Raw genomic sequence first — 18,465 nt, 5'->3', positions numbered from 1 at the left:
CTCAGCGCGCCGCGACGACGTCCGCGGGAATGTCCGTCCCGAGGTACGCGCCCTCGGCCTCGAGGCGCCGCTGCAGCTCGGGCACATCGACATCGCCTGCCGTGACGCCTGCAGCGAGGGCGAGGTCGGCTGCGGTGCCGGCCGCCTGGCCCATGACGAAGCACGGACCCGTGACGCGACCCGACGACTGTCCGAGCTGGGTCATCGATGCGCAGCGCCCGGCGACGAGCAGGTTGCCGACCTTCTGCGGCACGAGCATGCGGTAGGGGAGGTGGTTGAAGCCGCGCGAGTCCTCCGCGCGCGGGAAGCGGAACTCGACGTCGCCCGCGACGTGCGCCTCGACCATCCAGCCGTTGACGCCGATCGTGTCTTCGAAGTCCACGCAGTCGAGCACGTCGTCCTCGGTGAGCTGGTACTCGCCGACGATGCGACGCGTCTCGCGGATGCCGATCTGCGGCGCGATGTCGACGACGTAGGAGTTCTCGAAGCCGGGGGTGTTGTCGCGGATGAACGCGAACGTGTCCTTGACCTGCTGGCGGCCCTGCAGCTCGCCGCGCGTGAGCTGGTGCACGTCGGTGCCGTCGATCGCGGAGCCGTCCTCGTTGCTGAGCTGCGTGAGGTTCGAGCGCCACTCGAGCGGGTTGATCTGCGGCCGCACGATGGGCTTCTTGCGCGGGAAGCGGTGCGTTCCGGCGGCCTCTGCCTCCTCCATGATGCGGCGGATCGTCTTCCACGCCGGCCCGGCCTTCTCGTAGTCGACGCCGTTGATGCGGAACATGAGCGACGGATACAGCAGGTGCTCGGCGTGCTCGTACGGCACGCCCGCCCACGCGGCGATGTCGGCGTCGCCCGAGCCGTCGATGAAGAAGCGCCCGCGCACGGCCGCGCGTCCTGACTTGGACTCGACGACGACGGCGTCGATCGTGGACTCGTCCTTCATGACGACGTCGACCGCCGTCGCGTGGAACAGGATCTCACCGCCGCCCGACACGACGAGCTCGTCGGCGGCGATCTTGTACGCCGAGATGTCGAATGCGACCGCCTGGATGCGGTCCTCGACCGACAGGTGCGGCTTGTTCAGTCCGTCCAGTGCGGTGAGCCGGTCGTACAGCTCGTCGGCGTAGCCGTGCACGACGAGCCGGTGCTCGCCGTGCACGTTCGCGTGCAGACCGCAGAACGTGCTGAGGCCGCCCATCGTGCCCGCTCCGCCGAGGAATCCGTATCGCTCGATCAGGAGCGTCGACCGCCCGGCCCGCGACGCGGCGGTGGCGGCGAGGAGTCCGGCCGGTCCGCCCCCGACGATCACGACGTCGTATTCGCCGATGACGGGGACCTCGGCGGCGGGCAGGTGGATGGTCGAGGTGGTCATGCGTTCTCCGAGGTGGTCGAGACGGCGGATGCTCCCACCGCGGTCTTCTGGCAGGGTCCGGCCGTGCGGGGGCACAGCACCGCGCCGCAGCCGAGAGGCTGGACGAGCTGCTCGTACTGGTCGAGCATTCCGCCGCCCGTGTCGCGGTCGACGGGCGGGACGTACGGCGGTCGGGCGGCGAGCTCGGCCGGGTCGACGAGCAGGTCGAGGCGGCCGGTCTCGAGGTCGATGTCGATGATGTCGTCGTCCTGCACGAGGCCGAGCGGGGCACCGGGGGTCGCCGCCTCGGGCGAGACTTCTCCGACGGTCATGCCCTGGTTCACAAGGCCCGAGAACTGCCCGTCGGTGACAAGTGCGACGGACTGAGCGAGTCCCCGCGCGTGCAGGGCGAAGATGAACGCGCTCGTGAGGCCCATGCCGGGAGCCCCCGAGACGCCGATGCCGCGGATGACCGCGACGTCGCCCTCGCGCAGGCGTCCGTTCGAGATGCCCTCGATCGCCTCCTCGCGGTTGGCGAACACGCGCGCCGGTCCGGTGAACCGGCGCGGGCCGGGGTCGGGCACAGGGCGCTTCGCGACAGCGCCGCCGGGTGCGAGCGTGCCGCGCACGACCGCGATCGCGGGGTCGGTGCCGAACGGGTTCGAGAGGGGACGGATGATCTCGCCGTCGGCGGGGCGCGCGGCATCCGCCCTTTCGGCCACCGTCCCGCCTGCGACCGTGAGCTGGTCGCCGTCGAGCAGGGGAAGGAGTTCGCGCAGCACCGTCGCACCGCCGCCGGCGTCTTCGAACTGCTCGGTGAGCCACGGTCCGTTCGGGCGCACCGACGCGAGCAGGGGAGTGTCGCGGCCGAGGGCGCGGAACTCCTCCCACACGTCGATGTCGAGCCCGGTCTCGACGGCGATCGCCTGCAGGTGCTTGATGGTGTTGATCGAGCCGCCGACCGCGAGCATCGCGCGGATCGCGTTGCGCACCGATCCGTCGGTGATGATGTCGCGCGGGCGCACGTCGCGCTCGATGAGGTCGACGAGGGCGGCCGCCGAGCGGCGTGCGGAGTCCCACATGCGCTCGCTGTTCGCGCGCACGGGCGCCGCACCGGGAACGGCCATGCCGAGCGCCTCGGCGACGATGTGCATCGAGTTGGCGGTCGCGAGGCCCGCACACACGCCGGGGCCGAGGATCGCGTCGTCGGCGAGCTCCTCGAGGTCGTCGGTCGCCTCGCCCGTGACCGCGGCCATGGCGGCGAGCAGGAAGACCTCCTCGACGTCGGCCTCGCGGCCTTCGGCAAGCCCCGAGTGCTGGTAGCCGCACGGCACGATGACGGTCGGGATGTTGAGGCGCCCCGCGGCCATGAGGTGCCCCGGTGTGGTCTTGTCGCACGAGCTGAGGCAGATCATCGCGTCGAGCTTGGCGCCTTCGACCGCCGCCTCGATGTCGTCGACGATGAGGTCGCGGCTCGGAAGGATGTAGCGTCCCGCGCGTCCTGCGCTCGTGACGAAGTCGCTCGGTGCGGTGGTGCGGATCTCGAACGGGAGCACGCCGAGTCGTCGCAGCTCGCTCTTGAGCGCGTCGGCGATGTCGTCGAGGTGGGCGTAGCACGCAGCGAGCTCGGACGACGTGTTGACGATCGCGACCTTCGGCTTCGACAGGTCGGATGCCGCGATCCCGAGCGACCGCCACTGCGCGCGTCTCGCGATCCCGAGCGCTGATGTCGGCGGGAGGTTGCTGCGCAGGTCGGGCATCATCGTCCTTTTCTCGTGCGTGATCGCGGAATCGACGGGTCGATGCAACCGCAATACGTCCTAGTGTACGCATTGCGGTTGATTGGTCGCAATGCGTACCTTTGAGTGATGGGCAGACGAGCACGTCGCGCCGCGGCGACAGATGCCGCGACCCCCGTCTTGACGACGGGGCTGCTGAGCGTGCTCGGCCTGCTCATGACGGTCAACCCGATCGCCTCGAACATCTACCTGCCCGGCCTCGGCGAGATGGCGGCGGAGCTCGGCACCACGATCGCGGGCGCGCAGATCGCGCTGACGGGGTTCCTGCTCGGCGTCGCCGCGGGGCAGCTCCTCGTGGGGGCGCTCGCCGACAGCCTGGGTCGCCGGCCCGTGCTGCTGCTCGGGCTCAGCGTGCTCACCGGCGCGAGCGTGCTCGTCGCCGCCGCTCCCACGATCGAGCTGCTCATCGCCGGTCGTGTCATGCAGGGGCTCGGATCGTCGGCCGCCGTGGTGGTGGCGCGCGCGATCGTGTCCGACACCGCGCGGGGCCGGCAGGCCGCCGCGTCGTACAGCGTGCTCATGGGCATGCTCGCGGTGGGCCCGCTCGTCGGGCCGCTGCTGGGCAGCCTGCTCATGCAGGCGGGCGGGTGGCGCACCACCTTCGTCGCACTCATCGTCCTGAGCGCCGCGTACCTGGTCATGTCGGTGTTCGCCGTTCCCGAGACGCTCGCGCCGGACGCCCGCACTCCGGTGCGCCTCGGCCGCCTCCTCGACAACTACAGGCGTCTGCTGCGCGATCCCGGTTACACCGGCAACGCCCTCGCGATGGCCGTCGCGTTCGCGGCGCTCGCGACACACGTGAGCGCATCCTCGTTCGTCGCGCAGGACGTGCTCGACACCGACGAGTGGGGCTTCTCGTTCCTCTACATGTGCTACGCCCTCGCGGTGCTCGTCGGCAGCAGCCTCAACGCGCCGCTGTCCGCTCGCTTCGGCGCGCGACGCATGCTCATCGTGTGTCAAGCGGTCGCGATCGGGTCGACGGCCGCGATGGTCTGGTTCGCGACGGCGGGGCCGTTCACGGTCGCGACCTTCCTCGCGACCATCGTGCCGGCCTGCGCCGCAGGCTCGGCGATCCTCGCGAACGCGACGACCCTCACCCTCGCCCGGGCGGCGTTCGCCGCCGGATCCGGCGCGGCCCTCATGGGCTGCACCCAGTTCCTCGTCGGCTCGCTCGTCTCGCCCCTCGGCGGGCTGATGGGCCCCCACACCGCCGTGCCCATGGCCGTCGTGATGCTCGCGTGCTTCACACTGAGCGTCATCGCGGGCGTCGTCGGCAGGTGGGGCGAGCGGCGCGGCGTCGTCGTCGTGGCGAGTGAGGTCGCCCGAACCCACCCCGAAGAGAGAGGCTGAGCACATGGCACATGTCGCGATCGTGGAGTTCCGCATCGTCCCGGAGAAGCTCGAAGAGGCCAAGGCCGTCTTCGCAGACATGCTCAAGACGTCGAGGGCGTTCGACGGATGCGAGCGCCTCGACTGGCTCGTCGACCGTGACGACCCGGCGAGTTGGACGCTGTACGAGGAGTGGTCGTCGTGGGAGGCCGAGCAGGCGTACCGCGACTTCCGCACGGGTGAGGGCGCCGTGCCCGAGATCGGACCGCTTCTGGCAGGCCCGCCGCGGCTCGTGCGTCTCGAGGCGATTCCGTTCTGACGCGGCGCCGCAGCGTCGTCAGTGCCGGATGCGCACCGGCTCGCCGTCGGCGGTGGGCTGGGCGTGGCGGCGCGCCATGAGCCACGAGCGCCCCTTGACGATCTTCGCGTCGATGACGAGCGGGCGGTCGCGCGGACCGTCGAGCCACGCCTGAACCGCGTCGAGGTCGTCGAGTCCGCGGACCGTGACGCCGTGGCATCCGTATCCCGCAGCGATGGCGGCGATGTCGGTCTCGGGGAAGCGCACGAGGTCGAGCTTGTCGGTGTACGGGTCGAAGAGGTTGACCTCCGCGCCGTAGGCGTCGTCGTTGTAGACGATGACCACCATGCCGAGGCCGAGGCGCACGGCGGTGTCGAGCTCGACGAGCGACATCATGAACGCGCCGTCGCCGGTGCCGACGATGGGGAGGCGGCCGGGCTGCGCGACGCCCGCGCCGATGCAGGCGGCCAGGCCCATGCCGATCGCCTGGAACGACAGCGGGATGCAGTACCCGCGCTCGTCGGGCACGCGCAGGTGCGCGCCCGGGTAGCAGTTGACGTTGCCGCCGTCGGGCACGACGACCCGCTCGATGGGCAGGAGCGCGTCGAGCGCGTTCGTGAGCTCCTGCGGGTCGATGCGCTCGCCGTCCGAGAGCGAGTCGAACGGCTGGTCCCTCCAGTACCGCGATGACCGCACGCGCTCGGCGGTCGTGGGAGTTCGATAGCCGACCTTGCCCGGCATCCTCGTCTCGATCGCCTCGGCTGCGCCGCGCGCGACCGCTGCCGCGTCACCGAGGATCGCGACGTCGACCGGCCGGTGCAGCCCGATCGCGGACGGCCGGTCGTCGACCTGCACGACGGTCGCCGACCGCAGCAGCGCGCCGTCGCGCGTCGTCCACTTGTTCAATGCCGCGCCGAAGACGGCGATGACGTCGGCCGACGAGATGAGGTCGGCGGCGCCCTCGGTCGCGAAGCCGCCCATGATGTCGAGCGCCCACTCGTCGTCGACGAAGAGCCCGCGTCCTGCGGCGGACGTGACGAGGAGCGCACCGGATGCCGCCGCCAGCCGCCGCAGCTCGCGCTTCGCGCCCCACGCGCCGCGTCCGCCGACCACGACCGGCCGCTCGGCGTTCACGAGCAGGTCGACGAGCCGTTCCAGCGACTCGGGCGACGCGCCGGGTCGCAGCAGGTCGGGCACGGCGGGGACGGCATCGTCGTCGAAGACGACGAGCTCCTCCTGCAGGTCGACGGGGAGCGAGAGCACGACGGTTTCGCGCTCGACGAGCGCGGTCTGGACGGCGGATGCGGCATCCGCCACCGCCGACCCTGCGCTGTGGATGCGCGCGGGGGTCGCTCCGACCGCGGCGACGGCGGCGTCCTGGTCGATGTGGAAGTTCGAGGTGATGTCGCCTGCGGCGGTGTCGCCGGTCACGACGAGCATCGGCGTGTGGCATTTCGCCGCCTCGGCGATGCCGGTGAGCGCGTTGCTCAGCCCGCAGCCCTGGTGCAGCGACACGACCGCGAATCGCCCCGACGTGCGCGTGAAGGCGTCGGCCATCGTGGCGGCGCCCATCTCGTGGCGGGTCGCGGTGAAGGCCACCCCCGCGTCGATCATCGCGTTCGTCACGTGGAAGTTGCCGCTGCCGACGACCCCGAAGACGTGCGCCGCACCGAGCTTCGCGATCGTGCGTCCGACCGCCTCCGCCACCGTGATCGTCTGGACCATGTCGCCTCCGTCGCTGTCCGCGGGCGCGCTCCGGGGTTGCGCGCCGTCTTCCAGGATTCCTCGCGAATGGAGGGAGGTCAACCGCTATCCGTACAGGTGAACGCTCTCCGTACACATTGCGCTATTCGAAGACCTCGACGAATCGCTCGTGCCAGCCGGTCGCACCGTTCGGCGCAGGGGGCGCGTGGGTCGACGTCTGCACCTCGCCCGTCGTGCTGACCGCACGGCACCGGATGACGTGTCCGCCGACGTCGGCGGTCCAGGGAAGACTCCACTGCACCCACGTGTCGCCCGAGATCGCCGGGGCGAGGGTCGCCTGCTGCCACGCGCCGTCGTCGATCTGCACCTCGACGCCTGCGACGCCGACGTGCTGCTGCCACGCGACGCCCGCGATCACGGTGTCGCCGGCCTTGAGGCCCTGGCCTCTTCGCGGCACATCGATGCGGGACTGGAGCTTGATCGGACCGCGCTCCGACCACCCGCGGTCGGTCCAGTACGCGCGCTCGAGGTCGAACCGCGTGACGTCGAGCTCGACGACCCACTTCGTCGCCGACACGTAGCCGTACAGCCCGGGCACGACCATGCGCACAGGGAAGCCGTGCTCGACCGGCAGCGGCTCGCCGTTCATGCCGACCGCCAGGATCGCATCGCGGTCGTCGGTGAGCGCCTCGAGCGGAGTCGACGCGGTGAATCCGTCGATCGATCGCGACAGCACCATGTCGGCGTCGGCGTGCGGGCCGGCACGGGCGAGCAGCTCGCGGATGGGGTGCCCGAGCCACACGGCGGTGCCGATGAGGTCCCCGCCGACCGGGTTCGACACGCACGCGAGCGTCGTCGCGCTCTCGTGCATCGGCAGCGCGAGGAGGTCGCCCCACGTGAGCGTCAGTTCGTGGTCGACCATGCCGCGCACGCGGAGGCTCCAATCCGCGGGATCGATCTGCGGCACGATGAGCGCCGTGTCGATGCGGTAGAACCGGTCGTTCGGCGTGATGACGGGCGCGAGGCCCGGGATGCGCAGGTCGGCTCCGGGCGGGATCTCGACGGGCGCCCCGGTCGGCGAAGGCAGCCTCAGCGCGTCGCGGACGGTCGTCACGACGCGCGTCCCCGTGCGGGCGAGGTTCGCCGCGACGAGCGCGAGCACCCCCGCCGCGGTCGCCCCGCCGGTCCATGCGAAGAACCTGCGGCGGTCGAAGCCGGAATCGGCGGCGGATGCGGGCGCCGTCGCCGCCGTCGCCGCGCCCCGGCCCAGCAGACCTACGAGCAGCCGGAGCGCGACGACGCCGACGATGCCGGCGACGGCGGACGGGACCCACGAGATCGGGCCGGCGCCCGCACGCGTCATCGAGACGACAGCGCTCGCGACGCCGCACGCGCCGATGATGACGAGACCCCACGGCGGGAACCGCGACTCGACCACGCCGGCCGCGGCGGCGACGACCAGCAGCACGATCGCGATGCCGGTCAGCAGTGCGACCTTGTCGGCCGTGCCGAACAGGCCGATCGCCGCGTCCTTCGCCCACGGCGGGGCGACGTCGATGAGGCCGCCGCCGATCACGGCGAACGGGCTCGACTCGGGAGCGAGCATCGCCGCGACCAGCTCGCCCAGACCGGCACCGAGCACAGCGGATGCCGCACCCGCCGCCGCAGCGGCGAGCCACTGCCGGCGCGAGGCGCTCGTCACGAGGAGAGCCTAAGCCCGGAACGCACCCGTGGGATCGGCTGGAAGCAGGGAAGGTTCGGGGAAGACGCCCGCCGGATCCTCGGAGCATTCGCCGAAGAGAGGAAGGACGGAATGGACGGTTTCGACGTGGTCGTCGTCGGGGGCCGGGTCGCGGGCGCCTCGACCGCGCTGCTGCTCGCGCGTGCCGGCCTGCGGGTCGCCGTGGTCGAGCGGATGCCGCGCGGCTCGGACACCCTTTCGACGCACGCGCTCATGCGCGGCGGTGTGCTGCAGCTCGCCCGCTGGGGTGTGCTCGACGAGGTCGTCGCGGCGGGGACGCCACCCATCCGCACGACGGTGTTCCACTACGCCGGCGCCGACCCGGTGAGCGTGCCGATCCGCCCCGCCATGGGAATCGACGCGCTGTACGCACCGCGCCGACACTGCCTCGACACGATCCTGCTGGAGGCGGCCGAGCGGGCGGGCGCCGTGGTGTTCGCCGACACGACCGCGACCGCACTCTCGCGTGATGACGGGGGCCGGGTCACCGGCCTCACGGCGGTCCACCGCGACGGCCGCACGCGGCGCCTGCGGGCGGCGCTCACGATCGGCGCGGACGGTTTCGCGTCGTTCGTGGCCCGCGACGTGCAGGCGCCGACCGTGCGCGCAGGACGCTGCGGCAGCGCCGTGCTCTACGCGTACGTCGAGACGGATGCGACGGGCTACGAGTGGGCGTACGGCAGGGGCGCCGCGGCGGGGCTCATCCCGACGAACGACGGTCAGTCGTGCGTGTTCGTCGGGACGACTCCGGCTCGGATGCGGGCGCTGCGGCGCTCCGGCGCCGTGGCGGCCTTCTCGGCGCTGCTGCGCCGCGCATCCGTCGACGTGGACGAGCGTGTTCCGCGCGCCCCGCGCACCGGCCTGCGCATCCACGGCTGGGGCGGGTCGCCCGGGTGGATGCGGCGGCCGTACGGGCCCGGTTGGGCGCTCGTGGGCGACGCGGGGCTGTTCCGCGACCCGATCAGCACGCACGGGATCACGGATGCGCTGCGCGATGCCGAGCTGCTCGCGGATTCCGCGCTGCGGGTGCTGTCGGGCCGGGAGGCCGCGACGCCCGCGTTCGCGCGGTACGAGCGGGAGCGCGACCGCCTGGCATCCGGTGTCTTCGACGTCGCCGACCGCATCTCGGCCTACGACTGGGACACCGAGGAGATCGGACGCCTCCTGCGCGAGCTCAGCGGAGCGATGGGCGACGAGGTGGCCTTCCTCGCCGACCGTCCGATTCCTTCCCCGGCTCTTCCCGTATCCGACCATTCCGCGCCTCGCGGGGAAGGTTCACGGAAGGCCGCCTTGCGATCGTTGCGATGACCCGGACGCAGACCGCGACCGGAGCGACCTCGAACGCCGGAGCACCGGCACCGAAAGAAGGAGACACACGATGACGATGATCGAAGAGCGCGCCCGCATGAACGGCGTGGACGTCGCGACGCTGTTCGCCACGCTCGACGCCGTGAAGGAGACGCCCGAGATCGCGAAGTTCCAGTTCCGCGCCTCGAACACGTGGGTGGCCGGCACGCACAGCCGCAGCATGTTCCAGGGCTTCCACGGTGCGATGCAGGAGATGGAGCACAAGGCCGTCACGACGGTCGACTCCGACCACCCCGCCGTTCTCGTGGGCGAGGACAACGGCCCGACCCCCGTCGAGTACCTGCTCCACGGGATCGCCGCGTGCCTGACGGCCGGTCTGGCGAACATCGCGGCCGCGCGCAAGGTGCGCCTGAACTCGGTGACCTCGACCGTCGAGGGCGACATCGACCTGCTGGGCATCCTGGGCATGGGCGGCGGCGAGGTCCGCAACGGCTACCAGGCGATCCGCGTGAAGTTCGAGATCGACGCGGATGCCGACGAAGAGACGGTCCGCGAGCTCGTCGCCCAGTCGCAGCGCCGCTCGGCGGTGTACGACGTGCTCGTCAACGGCACCTCCGTCGACGTCGCGGTGTCGGTCGTCTGATCGCACTCGTGGGATGGGCCGGCCGGGCGGACTCGCCCGGCCGGCCCCGTCGTCTTCCGGCCGGTCCGGGCGCCGTCGTTCAGCCCGCGAGGAAGCGCTCGACGTGCGACATGAACTCCGCGAACGCGGGCTCGTCGCCCTTGAGGATGTGGTTCCTGCTCTCCAACCGCACGAGGCGGCTGCCGGGCACGAGGGAGTGCAGCTCCTCGGCTTCGGCGAACGACCACACGAGGTCGTCGGACGAGTGCAGGATCAGCGTGGGCGCGGTCACCTTCCGAGCCGCCTCGGCGCAGTCGAGGCTCCCGAACGAGCGCCACAGCCGGTAGGCGTTGCGCGCCGACGTCGAGCGGCGCTGCAGCTCGTCGAACGCGCGCCACAGCTCGAGCGGGCCGTCGGGCAGGAACTTCGCGTCGTACACCTGCCGGAACCCCGGCTGATCGCCGCCCCACGACACCTTGATGAGCTCGCCGAGCGCGGTGAGCTCGCGGCGGCGTGCGTCATCGGCGCGCGCCCACGTCGCGCGGGCGCACGTGCCGTACACGACGACATGGCTGACGCGTTCCGGATGCCGCGCGGCATACGTGAGCGCGATGGGCCCGCCCTGCGAGATCCCCAGGAGCGGGAACCGCTCGAGCCCGAGCGCGTCGACCACCGTCTCGAGGTCGCGCACCCACGCCTCGAGCGTGAACGAGTCGGCGCCGACGTCCCAGTCCGACAGTCCGCACCCGCGCTCGTCGTAGCGGACGAGCGTGTGGTTGCGCGACAGCGCGCTCCACCACGGTGACCACACGGGGGAGTCCCAGTCGTAGTCGAGGTGCGTGAGCCAGTTGCTCGCCTTCACGAGCGGCGGACCCGTGCCGCTCGTCGCGTAGGCGAGGCGGACGCCGTCGATCGTCGAGCAGAAGCCGACCTTCTGCATGCCGAGCGACGCCGAACGTGCTCGCAGCGGCCCCTGTGCAGCCCCGTCCTCGGCGCGCGGCCCGGCGGCGAGATCGCGCAGAGCGCGCGCCTCCGCGCTCGGGCCCACGCCGAGCTCCTCCTCGAGCACACGCGAGAGCACCTCGAACTGCCTGACCACGCCGACGCGATCGCCGTCGCGCATCATCGCGCGCATGAGCCCGACGTGGCCGTCCTCGTCGGTCGGGTCGAGGGAGACGAGCTCGGCGTATCGCCCTGCCGCGCGCAGCACTTCGCGATGGCGCAGCTGGAGGCGCTGGCGATGGTGGAAGGTCCACTCCTCGTACAGATCGTGCGGCAGCAGGTCCCCCCGGTAGAGGGCGATCGCCTCCTCGATCGCGTCGCCGTCGCCGGAGAGGGCCCGGCGTGCGAGGCGCTCGAAGTCGAGCACGTCGACGTCGACGGCGGCATCCGGGAAGAGCGCGACCGTGTCGCCCCTCAGCACGACAGCGTCCGTGCGCTGGGCCGCCTTCCTGACGAAGTGCGCGGCCTTGTGGAGACGGTTCGCGACCGACTCGAACGGCGCGTCCGGCCACAGTGCGTCGATCACCTGCTCGCGATGGGCGCGACGCTCCGGCGCGAGCGCGAGGTATTCGGCGAGCCGGAGCGGATCGCGGCGTCCGAGCGACTCGGGGGTCACACGCGCACGCGCGGTGCGCAGCTCGAACCCGCCGAGCAGTCGGATCGAGACATCCGCCACGTCTCCTCCGTTCCCCGCGCGGAGTGACTCCGGCGGCCGGCGCGTCGCCGCGGGGCCGCTCGCGGTCAGCATAGCGCCGGTGCTCGGCGCCTACACGATGACCGCTGCAGCGCCCGCGACGTCGTCGGAGAGGCGGCTGCGCAGCAGGTGCGACACGACGTCGAGCGCGTTGTGCCGCGCCCCGTCGATGAGCGTCGAGTCGCGTCGATGCTGCATCGGCTGTCCGACGACATAGAGCCCCGGCACCTCGGTGACGCCGCGGCGCTGCGCGATGAGCCCGTCCGGGCCGACGACGGACACGTCGAGCCACGCGTAGTCGGGCTGCAGCCCCGTCGCCACCACGACCGAGCCGATCCCTCGCGCGCGGAGGTCGAGCGCGAGCGGCCCGGGCTGCGGCACGAACGCACGCGGCCGCAGCGGCGGCTCGAGCTCCCGCGCGAGTCCCGCCTCGGCGGCGTAGGCGTCGACGCGGTCGAGGAATCGGTGCATCGCGGCATCCGACTTCGCCGCGTTCCACGGCAGGCTCCCGTCGAACTGCGCCGTCCGCCCCGACAGCGCGACGAGCCGCCCGGTGAGGCGCACGCCGCGTGCCGCCAATGCGGGGAGATCGACGCCGTGGTGCGAGCCGGGCGCGGCACCGACGATCTGCAGCGACGGCTCCGGCCGCACGGGCTGCCCGTCGCGCGCGACGATGCGTGCGAGCGCGCCGGTCGCTTGCATCCACCAGAAGATGTCCATGCCGCGATACGCGCGGGGCATGCGCGTGTGGCGCCCGACGGCGAGGGTGACGTCGCGCCCCGCATCCGCCAGTTCGCGCGCGATCTGCACCCCCGATGCCGACGCGCCCACGACCAGCACCCCTCCGTCCGGCAGCGCGCCGGGCTCGCGGTACCGCGTGACCGGGATCACCGGAAGCTCGGAGTCGGGCAGCTCCGTGCGCGGCAGCGCGTGCGGACCGGTCGCGACGACGACGTTCCGCGCGCGCCACGGGCCGCGCGACGTCTCGACGAGGAAGGCCCCGCTCGACCGCGCGACCCTGTGCACGATGGTCGAGCCGATGACCGGCGCGCAGAAGCCGGCCGCGTAGCCCTCGAGGTACTGCGCGACCTCGCTCGCCGCCATGAACCCGTCGGGCTCGTCACCGGCGTACGACCAGCCGGGCAGCCGAGTGAGCCAGTTCGGGGTCAGCAGCCGCAGCGAACGCCACCGCTCGCAACGCCACCGTTCGCCGGGCCGGCCGCGATCGACCACGACGTGGTCGCGCCCGTGCGCGGTGAGCAGGCGACTCACGGCGAGGCCCGACTGGCCCGCCCCGATGACGACGGTCTCGACGTCCTCTCGCACGATGGTCCCTCCCTGACGAATCGGATGCCCGTGTCACGGCGACCGGGCATGCGACGACTCTCGGCGACCGACCTTCCGCGGCCCTTCCCTCGTGCGACGCGCGCGAGGAAGCCGCAGGGAAGGCGCACGCCGAAGACTCGGCGCGTCCGAATCCGAAGGAAGGAAACGACATGGACCAGGGACTGGTGATCGAGAGCCTCGTGATCAAGGCGCTGGTGGACCACCACCTGCGCACGCGCGAGGACGAGGACGCCTGGCGCGCGCACGCCGCGCGCCACGAGCGTCGTCGGCTGCGGCGCCTGCGCCGGCGCTCACGCGTGAAGCGGTCGTGAGCGACGAGACGGCTGCAGGGGCATCCGTCAAGGGAAACAACCGCGCAACACGGTCGGATTAGGCTCTATGCGTGGGTGATCTCTTCGACGGGTACGGCTCGACCCTCGCGCCGCGCAAGACCGCGGACGGGCGGGCTCCGTTCGACGAGATGTTCGGCGAGCCGGCGCATCCGGGAGCACCCGCGCCGACCCGCGAGGCCTACCGCGAGCTGTATCAGACGCTCGCGAAGATGACGCAGGAAGAGCTGCGCGGGCGCACGGACTCGCTCGCCAGCTCATACCTCGCGCAGGGCGTCACGTTCGACTTCGCGGGCGAGGAGCGGCCGTTCCCGCTCGACGCCGTGCCGCGCATCATCGCGTTCGACGAGTGGTCGCGCATCGAAGCGGGCGTGCAGCAGCGCGTGCGCGCGCTCGAGGCGTTCCTCGACGACGCGTACGGTCACCAGCACTGCGTGCGCGACGGCGTGCTGCCCGCGCGGCTCATCGCCTCGTCGCAGTACTTCTACCGTCAGGCGGCCGGCATCCACAGCGCGAACGGCGTGCGCATCCAGGTCGCCGGCATCGACCTCATCCGCGACGAGCACGGCGAGATGCGCGTGCTCGAAGACAACGTGCGCGTGCCGTCGGGCGTGAGCTACGTCATCTCGAACCGGCGGGTCATGGCCCAGACGCTGCCCGAGCTCTTCGTTTCGATGCGCGTGCGCCCGGTCGGCGAATACCCCAACCGGCTGCTCGCCGCGCTCCGCGCATCCGCCCCCGCCGGGATCGAGGAACCCAACGTCGTCGTGCTGACCCCCGGCGTCTACAACTCCGCGTACTACGAGCACACGCTGCTCGCACGCCTCATGGGGGTCGAGCTCGTCGAGGGGCGCGACCTTCTGTGCGTCGGCGGCAAGGTGTTCATGCGCACGACTCGCGGCCCGAAGCGCGTCGACGTCATCTACCGGCGCGTCGACGACGACTTCCTCGATCCGCTGCAGTTCCGCGCCGACTCGATGCTCGGCGCGCCTGGACTCATGCTGGCGGCGCGCCTCGGGAACGTCACGATCGCGAACGCGGTCGGCAACGGCGTCGCCGACGACAAGCTCGTCTACACGTACGTGCCCGATCTCATCCGCTACTACCTCGCCGAAGAGCCCATCCTCAAGAACGTCGACACGTGGCGGCTCGAGGAGCCGGAGGCGCTCGAAGAGGTGCTCGACCGTCTCGACGAACTGGTGGTCAAGCCGGTCGACGGGTCGGGCGGCAAGGGACTCGTGGTGGGTCCGGATGCCTCGCCCGCCGAGCTCGCGAAGCTCAAGGAACGCCTCGTCGAAGACCCGCGCGGATGGATCGCGCAGCCGGTCGTGATGCTCTCGACGATCCCGACGCTCGTCGAGGACGGCATGCGCCCGCGCCACGCCGACCTGCGGCCGTTCGCCGTGAACGACGGCGACGAGGTGTGGGTGCTTCCCGGAGGGCTCACGCGCGTCGCGCTCCCCGAGGGCCAGCTCGTCGTGAACTCGAGCCAGGGCGGTGGCTCGAAAGACACGTGGGTCATCGGCGGCTCGGCGCCCGCGCGGCGCGAGTACGGGCAGCACAGTGCCCCCTCCGAGATCGTCGCCGACCAGGCAGCGCCCACCACGCCGATCTCGATCGTCTACGACGGGCAGCCGCAGCCGGCGCACTCGCCGCACGACCGCCCGCGCTCGCGCGTCGAGCAGCAGGAGCAGCAGGAGCAGCAGCAGCAGGCGCGCTCGGCCGATGCCTCAGGCGCCGAGATTGCGCAAATGACCGCGGATGCCGGCATCCGGCCGTCATTCGCGCAATCTCGACAAGGTCCTGGGGGTCGCGAGGGTTGCGAGGGGAGCAGTCGATGCTGAGCCGCATCGCGGAGTCCCTGTTCTGGATCGGCCGCTACATCGAGCGCTCCGACGGCACAGCGCGCATCCTCGACGTGCACCTGCAGCTCCTGCTCGAAGACCCGTGGATCGATGAAGACACTGCGTGCCGCTCGCTCTTGAGCGTCATGGGCTCCGCCCCGCCCGCGAACGTCGAGCACGTGCGCCGCGACGACGTGCTGCAGCGACTCGCCGTCGACCGCATGAACCCGTCGAGCATCGCTTACTCGCTCACGGCTGCGCGCGAGAACGCCCGCCGCGCTCGCGAGATCGTCTCGACCGAACTGTGGGAGACCCTCAACACGACGAACTCGCGGATGCCCCGCCGGCTCCAGTCCGACAAGGTGCACGAGTTCTTCGGGTGGGTGCGCGAGCGCGCGGCGCTCGCGGTGGGCGTCGTCGACTCGTCGACGAGTCGTGACGAGGCGTGGCAGTTCTTCACGCTGGGCCGGAGCATCGAGCGAACCGACATGACGGCGCGGATGCTGGCGACGAGGTCGCTGACCGAGGCATCCGGTCCGTCGTGGACGACGATCCTGCGGTCGTGCGGCGCGTACGAGGCGTATCTGCGCACGTATCGGGGCATGCCGAGCGCGCGCAACGCGGCGGAGTTCCTGTTGCTCGACCGGCTCTTCCCGCGGTCGATCATCTACTCGATCCAACGGGCCGAGGAGTGCATGAGCGCGATCGACCCGCGCGCCGACCGTGTCGGGCACTCGAACACGGTGCTGCGGGCACTCGGGCAGATCCGCAACGACCTCGAGTACCGGCCGATCAGCGAGATCCTGAGCGAGCTGCCGCAGCACATGCAGCGCGTGCAGAAGGTGACGCGGGAGGCATCCGAGGCGATCCGTCAGCGGTTCTTCCCGACGCATGCCGAGCCGAGCTGGATCGGAGAGATCTCATGAAAAGACTCCGCATCGAGCACCAGACCGGCTTCAGCTACCAGGGCGATGTGTCGGCGTCGTACAACGAGGCGCGCATGCTGCCCGGATCGACCGACAGCCAGTTCGTGCTGAGCTCGGCGCTCGAGATCGAGCCGTCGACGTCGGTGAACCAGTACGTCGACTACTTCGGAACGCGAGTCGCGTCGTTCGATGTGCTGTCGGCGCACTCGTCGCTCACGATCACGGCCCGTTCGCTCGTCGAGGTGCGTCCGCGGCCGATCGAACACGTCGACCTGACGTGGGACGACCTTCTCGAGGAGTCCGCGCGTTCGATCGAGACGGTGGAGCAGCTCACCCAGACGAACCGGACGCGGCCGCACCCGGAGGTCGCGGAGCTCGCGCGATCGATCGCCGCCGAACACGATCACCCGGGTCGCGCCGCGTACGCGATCGCCCTCGCGATCGGAGACGCGGTCGAGTACATGCACGGGATCACGGGCGTCCACTCGACGGCGCGTGAGGCGTGGGAAGCGCGCAAGGGCGTATGCCAGGACATCGCGCACATCACGATCGGCGCGCTGCGCGAGGTCGGCATCCCGGCCCGGTACGTCTCCGGATACCTGCACCCCCGGCCATCCGCCGAAGTAGGGGTGGCCGTCGCGGGGGAGTCGCACGCGTGGGTGGAGTGGTTCGCGGGGGAGTGGCAGGGCTTCGATCCGACGAACAACATCGAGATCGGCGACCGACACGTCCTCATCGGACGCGGGCGCGATTACGGCGACGTCCCGCCGCTGCGGGGTGTGTACGCCGGGCCGTTCAAGTCGCACCTGCACGTGAAGGTGACGATCACCCGCGAGGCGTGAGAGCGCCGGTGCGGGCCCGCATGGCGGGCAGCGTCGCGAATTGGGCGACCGCCATCACGACCGCGACCACGAGGTAGAGCGCCCCGATCCCGTCGAGGAAGATCGCGAATGTCAGCGCCATCGCGACGATCTGCACCCAGCTGGCCCACCACGCCCACGATTCGAGGGCCCGGTAGGCGAAGAGCAGGACCAGCAGGCTGACAGTCTCGAGCGCCGCGAACGCGACGAACAGCATCCGTTCGTCCTCGGAGTTCGCGAAGGCGGCCACGCCTATGACGTGGTTCAGGATGAACAGCGCCGTCAGCACGACGAGCACCCACCAGCCCACGCGGAAGGCGATGCGTGTGCCCGTTCGACTGCTCTCGACCGGTTGATCGGTCATGGCAGTCACCGTAGGGGTTTCGGGGGCGTGATCCAGACCCCCGGACGTCACGCGCGGTGGCTCAGGCCGGAGGCGCGTCCGGGTCGAGCGTCTCGAGGGTGGCCTCCTCGACGGGGTTGTCGGCGTCGAGCTGCTCCTCCGTCGTCTCGTCGCCGCCCTTCGGGGCGTCCTGTTCGATCGGTGTGTCTTCCGCGCGTCGCTCGCGTTCATCGTCCATGAGGCCACGCTAGGGCGCGCGTCGGATGCGGCGACAGGGGTTGACGTGGGGTTGGAGGGGGACTGCGGTGGGGTTCGACTCCTCCCCAAGGGGGCGGTTTCGGTGGCTCTCCACAGTCCTGGCTCGTGCGGACCGGAGTGTCGTACGTATGTTCTAGTGTCGGGGTATGTCGATCGCAGCTGAGGAGGAGTTCGTGCCTCCTGTTTCGGATGCGATGGACCGTGTGCGCGAGACGGGTGACGTGGTGACGATGTTCGCCGCGGAGTACTTCATCACCGTGGACCGGGCCCGCCGCGAGGCGCTGGAGGATGCGGCCCGGTATGGGCGGGAGCTCACCGGAGTGGTGGAGCGAGGCATCCGGCTCGAGTTGGCGGCGGGGATGCGGATCACCGAGCACGCCGCGGGGGAGTTGATCCGGCGGGCGGAAGCGCTCGTGCACCGTTACCCGGATGCGTTGGAGTCGCTGAGTCGGGCGCGGATGACGGTGGCGCACGCGGAGTACCTCGTGGACCGGCTGGACGAGTGCGAACCCGACGTCCGTGACGCGATCACTGCTGATGCGGTGGGGTTGGCGGAGGAGCTTCCGGTGGGCTCGTTCCGGCGGGCGCTGCGCAAGCTGATCGAGACGTACCGGTCGGTGACGCTGGCGGAGCGGCACGAGGCCGCGGTGGTGCGACGGCGGGTGGTGGTGGAGCACGTCGCGGATGGGATGGCGTGGCTGAGCGCGTACCTG

General features: G+C 71.2%; 16 protein-coding genes and 1 pseudogene. 9 read left to right on the top strand and 8 right to left on the bottom strand.

Features of this window, described 5'->3' with window-relative positions; all coding sequences use genetic code 11:
• Window position 1: 1 nt before the first annotated feature.
• A complete protein-coding gene (locus VNR19_RS11320) occupies window positions 2-1,369 on the bottom strand; it encodes an FAD-dependent oxidoreductase (RefSeq protein ID WP_325726805.1) in 1,368 nt (455 codons plus the stop codon).
• Complete coding sequence (locus VNR19_RS11315) at window positions 1,366-3,108, bottom strand: dihydroxy-acid dehydratase (protein ID WP_325726803.1); 1,743 nt, start codon at window positions 3,106-3,108, stop codon at window positions 1,366-1,368. Before VNR19_RS11315 ends, VNR19_RS11320 begins: the two co-directional genes overlap by 4 nt.
• A 108-nt stretch (window positions 3,109-3,216) precedes the next feature.
• Between VNR19_RS11315 and VNR19_RS11310 the strand changes: the two genes are divergently transcribed.
• Both VNR19_RS11310 and VNR19_RS11305 read left to right on the top strand, forming a co-directional pair.
• A complete protein-coding gene (locus VNR19_RS11310) occupies window positions 3,217-4,497 on the top strand; it encodes a multidrug effflux MFS transporter (protein ID WP_325726801.1) in 1,281 nt (426 codons plus the stop codon).
• A 4-nt stretch (window positions 4,498-4,501) separates the two neighbouring features.
• Entirely contained in the window at window positions 4,502-4,795 is a 294-nt protein-coding gene (locus tag VNR19_RS11305) for a putative quinol monooxygenase (protein ID WP_325726799.1), read from the top strand.
• A gap of 18 nt (window positions 4,796-4,813) precedes the next feature.
• On the opposite strand, the gene VNR19_RS11300 is transcribed toward VNR19_RS11305, so the two are convergent.
• Entirely contained in the window at window positions 4,814-6,499 is a 1,686-nt protein-coding gene (locus VNR19_RS11300) for a thiamine pyrophosphate-binding protein (RefSeq protein WP_325726797.1), read from the bottom strand.
• Between the two features lie 121 nt (window positions 6,500-6,620).
• On the bottom strand, window positions 6,621-8,084 hold the full coding sequence (locus VNR19_RS11295; RefSeq protein WP_325726826.1) for a molybdopterin-dependent oxidoreductase: 1,464 nt from the start codon (window positions 8,082-8,084) through the stop codon (window positions 6,621-6,623).
• A gap of 207 nt (window positions 8,085-8,291) precedes the next feature.
• Here VNR19_RS11295 and VNR19_RS11290 point away from each other — a divergent pair, with 207 nt between their 5' ends.
• Both VNR19_RS11290 and VNR19_RS11285 read left to right on the top strand, forming a co-directional pair.
• On the top strand, window positions 8,292-9,527 hold the full coding sequence (locus VNR19_RS11290; RefSeq protein WP_325726795.1) for an NAD(P)/FAD-dependent oxidoreductase: 1,236 nt from the start codon (window positions 8,292-8,294) through the stop codon (window positions 9,525-9,527).
• A gap of 70 nt (window positions 9,528-9,597) precedes the next feature.
• Window positions 9,598-10,170, top strand: a complete 573-nt coding sequence (locus tag VNR19_RS11285) for an OsmC family protein (protein ID WP_325726793.1) — start codon at window positions 9,598-9,600, stop codon at window positions 10,168-10,170.
• Window positions 10,171-10,249: 79 nt separating this feature from the next.
• Here VNR19_RS11285 and VNR19_RS11280 read toward each other — a convergent pair whose 3' ends face one another.
• The gene (locus VNR19_RS11280; protein ID WP_325726791.1) at window positions 10,250-11,827 is read right to left on the bottom strand and encodes a bifunctional AfsR/SARP family transcriptional regulator/alpha/beta hydrolase; all 1,578 of its coding nucleotides are present in this window, start codon (window positions 11,825-11,827) and stop codon (window positions 10,250-10,252) included.
• A gap of 90 nt (window positions 11,828-11,917) precedes the next feature.
• Window positions 11,918-13,171: a flavin-containing monooxygenase gene (locus VNR19_RS11275; RefSeq protein ID WP_325726789.1), complete on the bottom strand. Its 1,254-nt coding sequence runs from the start codon at window positions 13,169-13,171 to the stop codon at window positions 11,918-11,920.
• A 170-nt stretch (window positions 13,172-13,341) separates the two neighbouring features.
• Here VNR19_RS11275 and VNR19_RS11270 point away from each other — a divergent pair, with 170 nt between their 5' ends.
• The 4 genes from VNR19_RS11270 (at window position 13,342) to VNR19_RS11255 (ending at window position 17,133) form a co-directional block, all read left to right on the top strand.
• A complete protein-coding gene (locus tag VNR19_RS11270) occupies window positions 13,342-13,503 on the top strand; it encodes a hypothetical protein (RefSeq protein WP_325726787.1) in 162 nt (53 codons plus the stop codon).
• A 71-nt stretch (window positions 13,504-13,574) separates the two neighbouring features.
• Complete coding sequence (locus tag VNR19_RS11265; protein WP_325726785.1) at window positions 13,575-15,365, top strand: circularly permuted type 2 ATP-grasp protein; 1,791 nt, start codon at window positions 13,575-13,577, stop codon at window positions 15,363-15,365.
• Window positions 15,359-16,291, top strand: a complete 933-nt coding sequence (locus tag VNR19_RS11260; RefSeq protein ID WP_325726783.1) for an alpha-E domain-containing protein — start codon at window positions 15,359-15,361, stop codon at window positions 16,289-16,291. Before VNR19_RS11265 ends, VNR19_RS11260 begins: the two co-directional genes overlap by 7 nt.
• Window positions 16,288-17,133, top strand: coding sequence for a transglutaminase family protein (locus VNR19_RS11255; protein ID WP_325726781.1), 846 nt, complete (start codon window positions 16,288-16,290; stop codon window positions 17,131-17,133). Before VNR19_RS11260 ends, VNR19_RS11255 begins: the two co-directional genes overlap by 4 nt.
• Here VNR19_RS11255 and VNR19_RS11250 read toward each other — a convergent pair.
• On the bottom strand, window positions 17,117-17,515 hold the full coding sequence (locus tag VNR19_RS11250; RefSeq protein ID WP_325726779.1) for a hypothetical protein: 399 nt from the start codon (window positions 17,513-17,515) through the stop codon (window positions 17,117-17,119). The two genes, VNR19_RS11255 and VNR19_RS11250, sit on opposite strands and share 17 nt — an antisense overlap.
• A 61-nt stretch (window positions 17,516-17,576) precedes the next feature.
• Entirely contained in the window at window positions 17,577-17,732 is a 156-nt protein-coding gene (locus VNR19_RS11245; protein WP_325726777.1) for a hypothetical protein, read from the bottom strand.
• 166 nt (window positions 17,733-17,898) lie between these two features.
• Between VNR19_RS11245 and VNR19_RS11240 the strand changes: the two are divergent.
• Window positions 17,899-18,465: pseudogene (locus VNR19_RS11240) on the top strand (HNH endonuclease); the annotation flags it as partial.

It is taken from the genome of Microbacterium sp., from assembly GCF_035556355.1.
Taxonomy (GTDB): Bacteria; Actinomycetota; Actinomycetes; order Actinomycetales; family Microbacteriaceae; genus Microbacterium.
The sequence above is the reverse complement of the archived record's forward strand: the minus strand, read 5'-3'. Positions and strand labels throughout refer to the sequence as shown.